At 61.1% G+C, this 14,203-nt stretch carries 9 protein-coding genes; 7 read left to right on the forward strand and 2 right to left on the reverse strand.

The annotated features are described in order from the left end of the window. Positions 1-58: 58 nt before the first annotated feature. Positions 59-2,833, reverse strand: coding sequence for a formate dehydrogenase subunit alpha (gene fdhF / locus ACLGGT_RS20215; RefSeq protein ID WP_437197369.1), 2,775 nt, complete (start codon positions 2,831-2,833; stop codon positions 59-61). A gap of 232 nt (positions 2,834-3,065) precedes the next feature. On the opposite strand from fdhF, the gene ACLGGT_RS20220 reads away from it, so the two are divergent. The 5 genes from ACLGGT_RS20220 to ACLGGT_RS20240 are packed head-to-tail and all read left to right on the forward strand — an operon-like array spanning position 3,066 to position 6,820. Continuing rightward, positions 3,066-3,716 carry a histidine phosphatase family protein gene (locus tag ACLGGT_RS20220; protein ID WP_437197370.1) on the forward strand — a complete coding sequence of 217 codons (651 nt, stop codon included), beginning with the start codon at positions 3,066-3,068 and terminating at the stop codon, positions 3,714-3,716. Between the two features lie 19 nt (positions 3,717-3,735). Next, positions 3,736-4,350 (forward strand): glutathione S-transferase family protein, encoded by a 615-nt coding sequence (locus ACLGGT_RS20225; protein ID WP_008282558.1) that lies wholly within the window; start codon positions 3,736-3,738, stop codon positions 4,348-4,350. Positions 4,351-4,359: 9 nt separating this feature from the next. After that, positions 4,360-5,415, forward strand: a complete 1,056-nt coding sequence (locus ACLGGT_RS20230) for a saccharopine dehydrogenase (protein WP_437197371.1) — start codon at positions 4,360-4,362, stop codon at positions 5,413-5,415. After that, positions 5,416-5,664, forward strand: coding sequence for a SemiSWEET family sugar transporter (locus ACLGGT_RS20235; RefSeq protein ID WP_081506541.1), 249 nt, complete (start codon positions 5,416-5,418; stop codon positions 5,662-5,664). Positions 5,665-5,677: 13 nt separating this feature from the next. Next, positions 5,678-6,820, forward strand: coding sequence for a saccharopine dehydrogenase family protein (locus tag ACLGGT_RS20240; protein ID WP_437197372.1), 1,143 nt, complete (start codon positions 5,678-5,680; stop codon positions 6,818-6,820). 99 nt (positions 6,821-6,919) lie between these two features. Here the strand turns inward: ACLGGT_RS20240 and ACLGGT_RS20245 are convergent, their stop codons facing one another. After that, positions 6,920-9,259, reverse strand: a complete 2,340-nt coding sequence (locus tag ACLGGT_RS20245) for an ATP-dependent helicase (RefSeq protein WP_437197373.1) — start codon at positions 9,257-9,259, stop codon at positions 6,920-6,922. 100 nt (positions 9,260-9,359) lie between these two features. On the opposite strand from ACLGGT_RS20245, the gene ACLGGT_RS20250 reads away from it, so the two are divergent. Beyond that, complete coding sequence (locus ACLGGT_RS20250; protein WP_437197374.1) at positions 9,360-10,508, forward strand: alpha-hydroxy acid oxidase; 1,149 nt, start codon at positions 9,360-9,362, stop codon at positions 10,506-10,508. 152 nt (positions 10,509-10,660) lie between these two features. After that, positions 10,661-14,101 carry a pyruvate carboxylase gene (gene pyc, locus ACLGGT_RS20255; RefSeq protein WP_437197375.1) on the forward strand — a complete coding sequence of 1,147 codons (3,441 nt, stop codon included), beginning with the start codon at positions 10,661-10,663 and terminating at the stop codon, positions 14,099-14,101. Positions 14,102-14,203: the final 102 nt, after the last annotated feature.

Below are 14,203 nucleotides of genomic sequence, written 5' to 3' on the forward strand. Positions count from 1 at the left end.
AATCTAACGGTCGGACCCTGTGCGCGCCCCGCAAAACCTGCGGGGCGCGTGCGCGGCCTCACTCTGCCGCGATATTCGCTGCCTCGACCTTGACTGCCGAGAATTTGAACTCTGGGATCTTGCCATAGGGATCGACCGCAGGATTTGTCAGGATGTTCGCCGCCGCTTCGACATAGGCAAAGGGCAGGAACACCATATCAGGGGCCACTGCGCGATCTGCCCGCGCCATGATCCGGATTGAACCACGCTTGGTGCTCAGCCGCACCATGCCGCCCGGCTCTACGCCCAGCTTGCGCAGGGTCGCAGGATGCATCGAACAATTGGCCTCCGGCTCTACCGCATCAAGCACGCTGGCGCGGCGGGTCATCGACCCTGTGTGCCAATGCTCAAGCTGCCGACCGGTTGTCAGGATCATCGGATACTCGGCATCGGGCACATCGTCGGGCGGAATTATTGCCGCCGGGGTGAATTTCGCGCGTCCCTCAGGCCGCGGGAAACCGTCGCCGAACACGACCGACTCACCCGGCTGATCAGGCCCTTTGCAAGGATAGGTCACAGCGCCTTCGCGCTCCAACCGCTCCCAGGTGATATTGTCGAGCGAGCGCATGTTGACCTTCATCTCGGCGAAGACATCTGCCGGGCTGTCATAAGACCAGTCAAGCCCGATCCGATTGGCCAGCTCAACCGTGATCGCCCAATCCTCGCGCGCCTCACCCGGTGGGGTAACGGCGGGTCGGCCCATCTGCACCTGACGGTTGGTATTGGTCACGGTCCCCGATTTCTCGTAGAACGCGCTCGCGGGTAGGATCACATCGGCATAGTTGGCTGTTTCCGTGATGAAAATGTCCTGCACCACCAGATGCTCGAGCTTGGCCAAAGCATCGCGGGCGTGTTCGACATCAGGATCAGACATCGCCGGGTTTTCACCCAGAATATACATGCCCTTGATCTTGTCGTCATGAACCGCGTCCATGATCTCGGTCACGGTCAGGCCCTTCTGGTTCGAGAAGTCCCCCGATTGCCAGACTTCGGTAAAGGCGCGACGCACGCCGTCGTCGGTCACGGTCTGATAGTCGGGCAGGAACATCGGCACGAGGCCCGCGTCGGACGCCCCTTGCACGTTGTTCTGGCCACGCAGCGGGTGCAGTCCCGTGCCGGGGCGGCCCACATGGCCGCACATCAAGGCCAGAGAAATCAGGCAGCGCGAATTGTCAGTGCCGTGGATATGCTGGCTGACGCCCATCCCCCAAAAGATCATACCGGCCTTGGCCGTGGCGAAATCCCGCGCCACAGCGCGCAGGGTCTCGGCGGGAACACCGCAAATACCCTCCATCTTTTCGGGCGGGAATTGCGCCAGATGCTTTTTCTCGGCTTCCCAGTTCTCGGTGAAGGCCGCGATGTATTGCTGGTCGTAGAGCCCCTCTTCCACAATCACATGCATGATCGCATTCAGCATCGAGACATCTGCGCCGGGGCGGAATTGCAACATATGCGTGGCAAAACGCTTCATCCCCTGCCCGCGCGGGTCCATCACGATCAGCTTGCCACCACGCTTGGTGAACTGCTTGAAATAGGTCGCGGCAACGGGATGGTTTTCGAGCGGGTTGGCCCCGATGATAATCGCCACATCAGCGTTTTCAATCTGGTTGAAGGTCGCCGTCACGGCACCAGAGCCGACATTCTCGATCAGCGCCGCCACAGACGACGCATGGCAGAGCCGCGTGCAGTGATCCACATTGTTGTGACCAAATCCCTGACGGATGAATTTCTGGAAGAGATAGGCTTCTTCATTGGTGCATTTCGCGCTGCCAAATCCTGCAACACTGGTGCCGCCATGGGTGTCCTTAAGCCCCTTGAGTGCGCCTGCTGCAAGATCAAGCGCCTCGTCCCAAGACGCTTCACGGAACACTTCCTGCCAATTGCCGGGATCGACATTCAGCCCCTTTGCCGGCGCATCATCGCGGCGGATGAGCGGCTTGGTCAGGCGATGCGGATGGTGGATATAGTCAAAGCCGAACCGCCCCTTGACGCACAGACGCCCCTCGTTGGCAGGCCCGTTGATGCCCTCAACATATTTGACCTTGCCATTCTTGACCTTGAGCGAAACCTGACACCCCACGCCACAGAACGGGCAGATGCTCTTGACCTCTTCATCGAAATCGGCGCTGTCGCCCTGCTGTACGTCATCAAGCACGGTTGCAGGCATCAGGGCCCCGGTCGGGCAGGCCTGCACGCATTCGCCGCAGGCCACACAGGTCGAATCGCCCATCGGATCCGCAAGATCGAACACCGGATAGGCGTCATGCCCACGCCCGGCCATGCCGATCACGTCATTCACCTGAACCTCGCGGCACGCCCGCACGCAGAGACCACATTGAATACAGGCGTCGAGATTGACGCGCATCGCGATGTGGCTGTCATCGAGCAGCGGAATGCGGTCGCGCTCCAGCTTGGGAAAGCGGCTATGGGTCACGGCATTGGCTTCGGCCATATCCCAGAGGTGGCTTGAGCGGTCATGCGACTGCGCCTGCTCGGGCTGATCGGCCAAGAGCATCTCAACAACCAATTTGCGCGCCGATTCTGCACGGGCGGAGTTGGTTGTCACAACCATGCCCGCCTTGGCCTCGCGGATGCACGAGGCGACAAGCGTACGCTCACCTTGGACCTCGACCATACAGGCGCGGCAATTGCCATCGGGGCGATAGCCTGGGGCAGGCTTGTGGCAGAGGTGCGGAATTTTCAGACCACGACCATTGGCGACTTCCCAGATCGTCTGACCAGCCTCTACCTCGACCTCGCGGCCATCCAATACGAGTGTGATCTTGTCGGTCATCAGCGTGCCTCCCTGCTTTGGGACTTTTTAAAGCATGCAGCAGCATGCCAGAGGCCGTCAATCCCGACACCTCACCCCACATTTGCGCCACGAATGGCAAAGAGCCACGGCAGAGGTCTTAAATCGACAGCACCGTCACGCCTGTCAGCGATGGGATGGAATATTTCACGCGCTCCCTTTAACCCCGCCGCAACCGGCGCTAACGTCGCGCGGAATTCGGGGGAGGGAAACCTTGGCAGAGCTTATTCTGGTGCGGCACGGGCAGGCCAACAGCCATGCGACCGATGAGGCAGGCTATGACCGGCTATCGCCTCTGGGCGTGCAGCAGGCCGAATGGCTGGGCGCACATCTGGAGCGGACGAATCCGCATTTTGACCATGTGATCACCGGAACGCTCAACCGTCAGATCGGCACCGCCCGCGCCATGGGCTATAAGATCACCGAACAAGACCCGCGTCTTGACGAGTTAAGCTATTTCGCCCTCGCCCGCGCCATCGAGGCACAGCACGGCATTCCGGCCCCTGCGGACGCTACCGAATTCGCCCGCTACCTGCCTCAGGTGATCGAACACTGGGCGCGCGGCGATCTGGAGGATGTACCTGAAACCTTTGCGCATTTTACCAACCGGATCACCGACTTGATCGACGACATCTGCCAGCAGCATGGGCGTGTTCTGATCGTAACCTCAGGCGGCGTGATCGGCATGGTCATGCGGCATGTGCTCGGGCTGGATATTCCGGGCATGGCCAAAGTCATGTTGCAAGTGAGGAACAGCTCGCTCCACCGGCTGGAGCATGTGCATGATATGCTGATGCTGGGCACGTTCAACGCAACGCCGCATCTCGACACTCCCGATCGGGCGCATGCCCGCACCTTTATCTGACAGCAAGAGGAACCGCGCCATGAAGTTATACTATGCCAAAGGCACCATCTCGATTGCGGTGGCCATCGCGCTGCACGAGGCGGGTCTGGATTTTGAACCGATGCGCCTTGATTTCCGGGCGGGGGAACAAACCGGCGCCGCATATCTTGCGATCAATCCCAAGGGGCGTGTCCCGACTCTCGTTACCGACACCAGTATCCTGACCGAAACCGGTGCAATCCTCGATTTCATTGCGGACACCACACCCCAAGCAGGTTTGCGCCCCACAGACCCCTTGAAGGCTGCCAAAATGCGCGAGGCCATGTATTACATCGCCTCCACCATGCATGTGAACCACGCGCACAAAATGCGCGGGCACCGATGGGCCGATCAGCAAAGCTCTTTCGACGACATGAAGGCCAAATCGGTACAGACCATGACCGACAGCGCTGATTACGTCGAAAATCATATCCTGACCGGCCCCTTTGTGCTGGGAGAAACACTCTCTCTTGCCGATGCCTATCTCTTTGTCGCCTGCAACTGGCTGGAAGGCGACGGGGTGGATGTGGCCAAGTTCCCCAAAATCGCAGCCTTCGTGCAGGCAATGCGCGCGCGCCCATCTGTAGAACGGGTGATCGCGGATAACATGATCTGAGAGGCTGAGATGACACATCTGTGGGTAAGGGCCGAACAGCGGCCCAATGAGGAACGCGTGGGGCTGACGCCCGAGGGCGCGGCGCAACTGATCGCCAAAGGCATCCACGTCACAGTGGAAGAAAGCCAAAACCGCGCCATCCCAATCGACGGCTACCGCGCCGCCGGCTGCGAAATCGCCCCGGAAAACGCATGGCCCTCGGCACCGCAGGACGCAATCATCTTTGGCCTCAAGGAGTTGCCCGAGGATGGCACCCCCCTGCCGCATCGCCACATCATGTTCGGCCATGCCTTCAAGGGGCAACATGCCGGACGGCGACTCTTGCAGCGGTTTCAGGCTGGGGGCGGCACGCTTTACGATCTGGAGTATCTGGTCGATGTGACCGGCCGCCGCGTTGCTGCCTTTGGCTATTGGGCAGGCTATGCCGGGGCAGCGGTATCGCTCATGGCATGGGCGGCACAACAGGGCGGCGGCCTCTGCCCGACCGTCGATACCTATCCGGGGCGCGACGCACTTTTGGCCGATCTTGGCGCGCGGCTTGAGGCTTCGGGTGCCACACGCCCCCGCGCCATTGTCATCGGGGCCTTGGGCCGCGTGGGCACAGGGGCGGCGGATCTCTGCGAAGCGATGGATGTGCCCGTCACCCGTTGGGACATGGCCGAGACCGCATCGGGTGGGCCGTTTCCCGAAATCCTAACGCATGACATCTTCCTCAACTGCATCTTTGCCCGCCCCGGCACGCCGGTTTTCGTGCCTAGATCCGCCTTGGCCGCGCCGCGCCACCTGACCGTGATCGGCGATGTCGCCTGCGACCCTGACAGTGACTATAACCCGGTGCCAGTCTATGATGCGGCAACCACTTGGGCCGCGCCCGTACTGCGCGTGCACGATGTTCCGCCGCTCGATGTCATGGCCATAGACAACCTGCCCTCGCTCTTGCCGGTGGAATCCTCTCAGGACTATGCGGGACAGCTGCTAACCTCCCTGCTGACGCTCGACACGCCAGATCAAGGCGTCTGGGGGCGCGCGGCAGAGACCTTTCACACCCATATGAAAGCGCTCTGAATGGCCCCCTATGTCGGATATCTGGCCGCCTTTCTGGGCACGATCTGCTGGATTCCACAGGCGGTCAAGGCTTGGGCCACGCGCGACACATCCGGCCTGTCGCTGCCCTCGAACCTGCTGTTTTTGACCACCGTTTCCCTCTGGCTGGTCTATGGGGTGATGATCGGCGACTGGCCGCTCATCCTTGCGAATATCTGCGCCGTGGTCGCGATGCTCAGCATCGTCGCGGCAAAACTCCGCTTTAAATGAAGGAGAGAACGACATGACAATCCACTGGTGCGGCACCGGCCTATCGGCCATCCCCGGCCTACGGCGGCTGATCGAGGCAGGGCGTGATGTGACGGTGTGGAACCGCTCGACCGACAAGGCGCGGGCAATGGTCGGCGATCTCACCGACACGATCCACGCATTTGACATGGACGCATTGGCCAAGGTGCTCAATCCCGGTGACGTTGTGGTGTCAATGCTGCCGGGCGACTGGCACGTGCCGCTGGCCGAACTTTGCCTTGAGAGGGGCGCGCATTTCGTTTCGTCCTCATACATCGCACCAGAGATGCGCGCCCTCGATCAGGCTGCGCGCGACAAGGGGCTGTGCTTTGTCAACGAAATCGGTCTCGACCCCGGCATCGACCACCTCATGGCGCATCATCTGGTGGCCGACTATCGCGCCTCCAAGGCCTATGACGCGGGCAATGATCTCAGCTTTACCTCCTATTGCGGCGGCGTGCCAAAACAGCCCAACCCGTTCCGCTACAAATTCAGTTGGTCGCCCTTGGGCGTGCTCAAGGCGCTGCGTTCGCCCTCGCGGTCAATCCGGAATTTCTCGGAACTTCGGGTGGCGCGGCCTTGGGATGCCATTTCCAGCTATGACGCCCCCTTGCCAACCCCCGAAACCTTTGAGGTTTACCCCAACCGGGACTCGATCCCCTTCATCGCGGATTACCGCTTTGATCCAGACTGGCGGATCAAGGATTTCGTGCGTGGCACGCTGCGGCTCAATGGCTGGTCAGAGGCATGGAAGCCTATTTTCGCGGATATCGAGACCTTGGAAGGCACCGCAGGCGATAGCCGCCTCAAAGAGATGTCGGATCAGTTCTGGCAAGAGAACGCCTATGAGGAGGGCGAGCCGGATCGTGTCGTGCTCTGCGTGGATCTCAGGGCCGAAAACGCCGGGAAACCCGTCTGGCACAAGAGCTATGTGATGGATGCCTGGGGCGACGCGCGCGGCACGGCGATGGCGCGGCTGGTGTCAATCCCGGTTTCTCTGGCGGTCGACTCGGTGCTGACGCGCGAGATTGCGGCAGGCGTCAGCGCAGCCCCGCATGATCCGAAACTGGTTGCGCGCTACTTGGGCGAGGTCAACCAATTGGCGCAACATCTGACGGTCGTCGATCACCTCAGCTAGGCGTTTCGGCGCTAGGTCGTACAGGAGTATTTGCACCAAGAAGAAGCCAAGCCAGGTTTCTTCTTGGCAAAAATACTCAAATACGCCGCGATCCTCCGGCTAGAACGGAACGTCATCCGCGCCCGTGATGAAACGGGCAACAACCTTTTTGGTGCCCGCCTTCTCAAACGCGATTTCGAGCTTGTCGCCCTCGATGGCGATAATTGCGCCATAGCCGAACTTTTGATGAAAGACGCGCTCGCCCACTGTGTGCGCGCTCATCGCCTGCAGGTCGATCACGCTGTGGCGCGCTTCACTGGGTTGGCTCAGGGGCCGCTCCGCGCCCCGCGCCTGAAGCCGTCGCCAACCGGGGCTATTGTAAACATTGGCTTCGGCGGCGCGGCTCTCGATGCCTGAACTGGCCGCCGCCCCATAGCCCCCGCCATAAAGGCCAGGAGGGGTCAGCACATCAACATGAGCCTCAGGCAATTCGTCAATGAAGCGTGACGGCATCTGGCTCTGCCACTGGCCATAGACCCGGCGATTGCCCGCGAATGAAATCGTACAGACCTCTTCGGCACGGGTGATGCCGACATAGGCCAGCCGCCGCTCCTCTTCCAATCCCCGCACGCCGCTTTCGTCCATCGAGCGTTGCGAGGGGAAAAGCCCATCTTCCCATCCCGGCAGGAACACGGCCGGAAACTCGAGCCCTTTGGCCGCGTGCAGCGTCATCAGCGTGACCTTCTCGCCCTCTTCACCCGCCTCATTGTCCATGATGAGGCTCACGTGTTCCAAAAACCCTTGCAGGTTCTCGAACCCTTCGAGGGCCTTGACCAGTTCCTTGAGGTTTTCAAGCCGCCCCGGTGCCTCGGGCGTCTTGTCGTTTTGCCACATGCCAGTATAGCCGCTCTCGTCGAGGATCATCTCCGCCAGTTCGACATGGCTGATATCGGCATCGCCCACCATCCGGCCCCAACGGCCAAGCCCGTCGATCAAAAGGAGCAGCTCGCCCGCCGCCTTGCCGGTGATCCCCTTGTCGTCAAGCAAAAGGCGCGCGCCTTCGACCAATGGCACACCATGCTGGCGCGCGGTCATCTGGATTTTCTGCTGCGCCTTGTCACCCAACCCGCGCTTGGGCGTGTTGACGATCCGCTCAAAGGCCAAATCATCCGCAGGCGAGACCACAAGGCGGAAATAGGCCATGGCATCGCGAATTTCCAAACGCTCGTAAAAGCGCGGGCCGCCGATCACGCGGTAAGGCAGACCGATGGTCAGAAACCGATCCTCGAAGGCGCGCATCTGGTGGCTGGCCCGCACGAGGATTGCCATTGCATCGAGCGAATAGGGCCGCATGCCCCGCGTGCCGCGTTGCATCGCGTCAATTTCTTCGCCAATCCAGCGCGCCTCTTCCTCGCCATCCCAATGGCCGATCAGGCGGAGCTTTTCTCCCTCTTGAGCCTCGGTCCACAACTCTTTGCCAAGCCGGTCGCGATTTCCCGCGATCACACCAGAAGCAGCGGCGAGAATATGCGGCGTCGAGCGGTAATTCTGTTCAAGCCGGATCACCGCCGCGCCGGGAAAATCCTTTTCGAACCGCAGGATATTGCCCACTTCGGCCCCGCGCCAGCCATAGATCGACTGATCGTCATCGCCCACGCAGCAGATGTTCTTGTGCCCCCCAGCCAAAAGCCGCAGCCAGAGATATTGCGCGACGTTGGTATCCTGATACTCGTCCACGAGGATATAGCGGAACCAGCGTTGGTATTGCCTGAGCACGTCATCGTGGCGCTGGAATATTGTCACAACATGCAGCAGCAGATCGCCAAAATCGACCGCATTCAATTCCTTCAGTCGCGCTTGATACTGATGGTAGAGCGCCGGACCCTTGCCATCATAGGCGCTGCCCTCTGACGCGGGCAGATTGTCAGGCGTCCAAGCGCGGTTTTTCCACTGGTCGATGATTCCCGCCAGCATCCGCGCGGGCCAGCGTTTGTCGTCGATGCCAGACGCCTGCACCAGTTGTTTGAGTAGGCGCAGTTGATCGTCGGTATCAAGAATGGTGAAATTCGATTTCAGATCAACCAGTTCGGCATGCCGACGCAAAAGTTTGACGCAGATCGAATGAAAGGTGCCCAGCCACGGCATCCCCTCTGCCGGCTGACCCAAAAGGCGGCCCACACGCTCTTTCATCTCGCGCGCGGCCTTGTTGGTAAAGGTCACAGCCAAGATATCGCCGGACCCCGCACGCCCGGTGTTCATCAGATGCACGATGCGCGTGGTCAGCGCCTTGGTCTTGCCCGTGCCCGCGCCAGCCAGCATCAGCACCGGACCATCCAGCGTTTCCGCCGCGCGGCGCTGTTCGGGGTTGAGATCATCAAGATAGGGCGCGGGCCGCGCCGCAATGGCACGGGCCGAGAGGCTGGCCCCCTCAAAAGCGTCGGATTCGTCAAATCTGTTCATGCCCCCGACAATAGCGCGGAGGCGGCGAGAGATAAAGAGATGTTCGGGGATTGTTCCGCCCCCATCTGGCCTCTGGACAAGCCCCTGAAAACCCGCGCAAATGCGCGCCATGAACCTGCATGCAACCTATCCCGCCCTGTCTGATCTGCGCGCCCGAGCCGCGCGGCGCATTCCGCATTTCGTCTGGGAATACCTTGACAGTGCCACAGGGACCGAGGCGACCAAGGGGCGCAATCGCCTGATGCTCGATCAGGTGCGGCTCAGCCCGTCGATCCTGCATGGTGAGTTCACACCCGATATCTCGGCCACCCTCTTGGGACAGACCCACGCTTTGCCGGTGGGCATCGCGCCCGTGGGCATGTCGGGCCTCATCTGGCCCGATGCCGAGCGCCTCTTGGCGCGGGCGGCCACGCAGGTAGGCATTCCCTATGGCCTGTCGACTGTGGCCAGCCAAAAACCAGAGGACATCGGGCCACATCTGAACGGCAATGGCTGGTTCCAGATGTATCCGCCGCGCGATACCGGCATTCGCACCGACATGCTCAACCGCGCCCGCAATGCCGGGTTCACGGTGCTGGTGCTGACCGTCGATGTGCCCGTGGGCAGCCGCCGCGAGCGGCAAGTGCGCTCGGGCCTGACACAGCCGCCCAAGCTGACCCCGCGCCTGATGGCGCAGGTTGCCCGCTGCCCGGCTTGGGCGCTTGGCACCGCGCGGCTCGGCATGCCGCGCATGCGTCTGATTGACGATTACGCAGGCCAGACCAAGGGCCTGCCATCGAACAAACACGCCGGTTACTTGCTGCGCACCTCGCCCGACTGGGATTATCTGCGATGGCTGCGCGACGCATGGGACAGTCCTTTGGTGGTCAAAGGTGTGCTGCGCGGGGATGATGCAGCGATGCTTGAGAAAGAGGGCGCAGACGCAATCTGGATTTCGAACCACGCAGGCCGTCAGTTCGACGCCGCCCCCGCCACCATCGAGGCCCTGCCAGAGGTGCGCGCGGCAACCAACCTGCCGGTGATCATGGATGGTGGCATCGAGGGCGGGCTTGATGTGCTGCGTGCCATCGCCCTTGGCGCGGATTTCGTGATGATGGGGCGCGGCTGGCACTATGCGCTTGGCGCGCTTGGAGACAGTGGCCCGGCGCATCTGGCGGATATTCTGGCCGAGGATTTGCGCGCCAATATGGGCCAGTTGGGCACACGCACGCTTTGGGACGTACGGTCGCGCCTGATCCCTAACGGGTAGGGTGGACCACCCGTCGGGACAGGAAATTTCCCTTGCCGGGGAATACCCAGTTTGCCGGATTGCACAAACCTTTCACAAATCTTACAAGGATGCAGCGCTGCAATGCGGCATGGAATGCCGCGCCGCCAGAACTGATAAACCGGGGGACAGGCATGGCCGACTTCAAGAAGATTCTCATCGCCAACCGGGGCGAAATCGCCATCCGCATCATGCGGGCCGCCAATGAAATGGGCAAGAAAACCGTCGCTGTCTTTGCAGAAGAGGACAAGCTCGGGCTTCACCGGTTCAAGGCGGATGAGGCGTATCGCATCGGTGAGGGTATGGGGCCAGTTCAGGCCTATCTGTCCATCGAAGAGATCATCCGCGTGGCCAAGCTGTCGGGCGCGGATGCCATCCATCCCGGTTACGGCCTCTTGTCCGAAAACCCGGCCTTTGTTGATGCCTGCGACGCGGCGGGCATCACGTTTATCGGTCCGCGCGCGGAAACCATGCGCGCCCTTGGCGACAAGGCAAGCGCGCGCCGTGTGGCCATGGAGGCAGGCGTTCCCGTGATCCCGGCAACCGAAGTGCTGGGCGACGACATCAAGGCCATCCGCAAAGAGGCCAAGGCAATTGGCTATCCCTTGATGCTCAAGGCGTCTTGGGGCGGCGGCGGGCGCGGCATGCGACCAATCGAGGATGAAAGCGAGCTTGAGGATAAGGTTCGTGAAGGGCGGCGCGAGGCCGAGGCGGCCTTTGGCAATGGCGAGGGCTATCTCGAAAAGATGATCCTGCGCGCGCGCCACGTCGAGGTGCAGATCCTGGGCGACAAGCACGGCAATATGTACCACTTGTTCGAGCGGGACTGTTCGGTGCAGCGCCGCAATCAAAAGGTGGTGGAACGCGCCCCCGCCCCCTACCTGTCCGAGACACAGCGCGAGGAAATCTGTCAGCTTGGCTACAAGATTTGCAAGCATGTGAATTACGAATGCGCGGGCACTGTCGAATTCCTGATGGATATGGACACCGGCAAATTCTATTTCATCGAGGTCAATCCGCGCGTTCAGGTCGAACATACCGTGACCGAGGCCGTGACCGGCATCGACATCGTGCAGGCGCAGATCAAGATTGCCGAAGGCAAGAGCCTGATGGAGGCCACCGGCAAGGCCAGCCAGTATGACATCACCCTGCATGGCCACGCGCTCCAGACCCGGATCACCACCGAGGACCCGCTGAACAACTTCATTCCCGATTATGGCCGGATCACGGCCTATCGCTCGGCCACCGGCATGGGCATTCGTCTGGATGGTGGCACCGCCTATGCGGGCGGTGTGATCACGCGCTATTATGACAGCCTTCTGACCAAGGTCACGGCTTGGGCACCTACCCCCGAACAGGCGATTGCCCGGATGGACCGCGCCCTGCGCGAATTCCGTATTCGCGGTGTCAGCACGAACATTGCCTTTGTCGAGAACCTGCTCAAGCACCCGACCTTCCTCAACAATACCTATACAACCAAATTCATCGACACGACGCCAGAACTGTTCAAATTCGCCAAGCGGCGGGATCGTGGTACGCGCGTTCTAAGCTATATCGCCGACATCACGGTCAACGGGCATCCCGAGGTCGAGGGGCGCACGCGCCCCCCTGCAGATCTCAAACTGCCACGCGCGCCACGCCCCGCCAACTCCGAGATCAAGGATGGGCCAAAGCAGATCCTTGAACGCGAGGGCGCGCAGGCCGTGGCGGATTGGATGGCCGCGCAAAAGCAGCTGTTGATCACCGACACCACGATGCGCGACAGCCATCAATCGCTTTTGGCTACGCGCATGCGGTCGATCGACATGATCGGCATTGCGCCCAATTACGCCCACGATCTCCCTGGCCTCTTCTCGGTCGAGTGCTGGGGCGGTGCGACCTTTGACGTGGCTTACCGTTTCCTTGACGAATGCCCATGGCAGCGCTTGCGCGACATTCGCGCAAGAATGCCCAACCTGCTGACGCAGATGCTGCTGCGCGGCTCGAACGGGGTAGGCTATACCAACTATCCCGACAATGTGGTCGCGGCCTTTGTCAAACAGGCGGCCGAAAGCGGCGTTGATATTTTCCGCGTGTTCGACCCGCTGAACTGGGCCGAGAATATGCGCGTCTCCATGGACGCCGTGCTCGACTCGGGCAAGGTGCTGGAGGCGGCGATCTGCTACACGGGCGATATGCTCGATCCGGCACGCTCCAAATATGATCTGAAATATTACCTCTCGATGGCCAAAGAGTTGAAAGAGGCGGGAACGCATATCCTGTGTATCAAGGATATGGGCGGATTGATGAAACCGGCCACGGCGAGCGCGCTTTTCAAGGCGCTCAAAGAAGAGGTTGGGTTGCCGCTGCACTTCCACACCCATGACACCGCAGGCATTGCCGGGGCCACGATCCTCGCGGCCTCCGAGGCCGGGGTGGATGCCGTCGATTGCGCAATGGATTCGCTCTCTGGCAATACCAGCCAAGCCACGATCGGCACCGTTGTCGAGGCGCTGCGCCACACGCCGCGCGACACCGGGCTCGACATTGGGGCGATCCGGCAAATCTCGAACTACTGGGAATCGGTGCGCAACCACTACGCTGCGTTTGAAAGCGGGATGCAATCGCCCACCTCTGAGGTCTATCTTCACGAAATGCCCGGCGGACAGTTCACCAACCTCAAGGCGCAGGCGCGCTCGATGGGGATGGAAGACCGCTGGCATGACATCGCGCGCACCTATGCCGATGTGAACCAGATGTTCGGCGATGTGATCAAGGTGACGCCGATTGCCAAGACAGTGGGCGATCTGGCGTTGATGATGGTGAGCCAAGGCCTGACCTGCGAAGACGTGCTCGACCCCGCGACCGAGGTCAGCTTTCCCGACTCGGTCATCACACTTATGAAGGGCTATGTGGGACAGGCCCCCGGCGGCTTCCCCCCCGCCATCGTCAAAAAGGTGCTCAAGGGCGAAGAGCCGATCACCGTGCGCCCCGGCACGCTCTTGCCGCCCGAAGATCTGGACGCGCGGTTTGCCGAACTGACAGAGCGTTTCGGCAAAAAGATCGACAACGAGGATCTGATGGGCAGCCTGATGTATCCCAAGGTTTTCGCCGATTACATGGAACGTCACGCGCAATTCGGCCCCGTCCGTACCCTGCCTACGCGCACCTTCTTTTACGGGATGGAGACAGGCGAGGAAATCACCGCCGAAATCGACCCCGGCAAGACGCTCGAAATCCGGCTGGTCGCGGTAAGCGAAACGCAAGAGGATGGCGAGGCGCGCGTGTTCTTTGAACTGAACGGCCAGCCGCGCACCGTGCGCGTGCCCGACCGGCGGATCAAGAGCACGGTCGCAGCCCGACCCAAGGCAGAACTGGGCAACGCCAACCACATCGGCGCGCCGATGCCGGGTGCTGTTGCGACCGTTGCGGTCAAGGCCGGGCAAAAGATCAAAGCGGGCGACCTTTTGTTGACCATTGAGGCGATGAAGATGGAAACCGGCCTGCATGCGGAACGCGATGCGACCGTCAAGGCGGTTCATGTCCAGCCCGGCAGCCAGATCGACGCCAAGGATCTGCTGGTCGAATTGGAGTGACGCGCCCCGTCACCTTCGGGCTTGTCCCGAGGGTGACGGCTATTCCCAAAACAGATAGCCCTTTTGCACCGCAATCATTTCGGCCATGCTGCGCGGCATAGC

Origin of the sequence: Roseovarius sp. MS2 (assembly GCF_051447875.1) — a bacterium.
GTDB classification, from domain to species: domain Bacteria; phylum Pseudomonadota; class Alphaproteobacteria; order Rhodobacterales; family Rhodobacteraceae; genus Roseovarius; species Roseovarius mucosus_A.

What these genes read in the sequence shown, in the direction of transcription:
- fdhF (WP_437197369.1), bottom strand. Translation starts at nt 2,833, where the DNA reads ATGACCGACAAGATCACACTCGTATTGGATGGCCGCGAGGTCGAGGTA.
- ACLGGT_RS20225 (WP_008282558.1), top strand. Translation starts at nt 3,736, where the DNA reads ATGAAGTTATACTATGCCAAAGGCACCATCTCGATTGCGGTGGCCATC.
- ACLGGT_RS20230 (WP_437197371.1), top strand. Translation starts at nt 4,360, where the DNA reads ATGACACATCTGTGGGTAAGGGCCGAACAGCGGCCCAATGAGGAACGC.
- ACLGGT_RS20235 (WP_081506541.1), top strand. Translation starts at nt 5,416, where the DNA reads ATGGCCCCCTATGTCGGATATCTGGCCGCCTTTCTGGGCACGATCTGC.
- ACLGGT_RS20240 (WP_437197372.1), top strand. Translation starts at nt 5,678, where the DNA reads ATGACAATCCACTGGTGCGGCACCGGCCTATCGGCCATCCCCGGCCTA.
- ACLGGT_RS20245 (WP_437197373.1), bottom strand. Translation starts at nt 9,259, where the DNA reads ATGAACAGATTTGACGAATCCGACGCTTTTGAGGGGGCCAGCCTCTCG.
- ACLGGT_RS20250 (WP_437197374.1), top strand. Translation starts at nt 9,360, where the DNA reads ATGCGCGCCATGAACCTGCATGCAACCTATCCCGCCCTGTCTGATCTG.
- pyc (WP_437197375.1), top strand. Translation starts at nt 10,661, where the DNA reads ATGGCCGACTTCAAGAAGATTCTCATCGCCAACCGGGGCGAAATCGCC.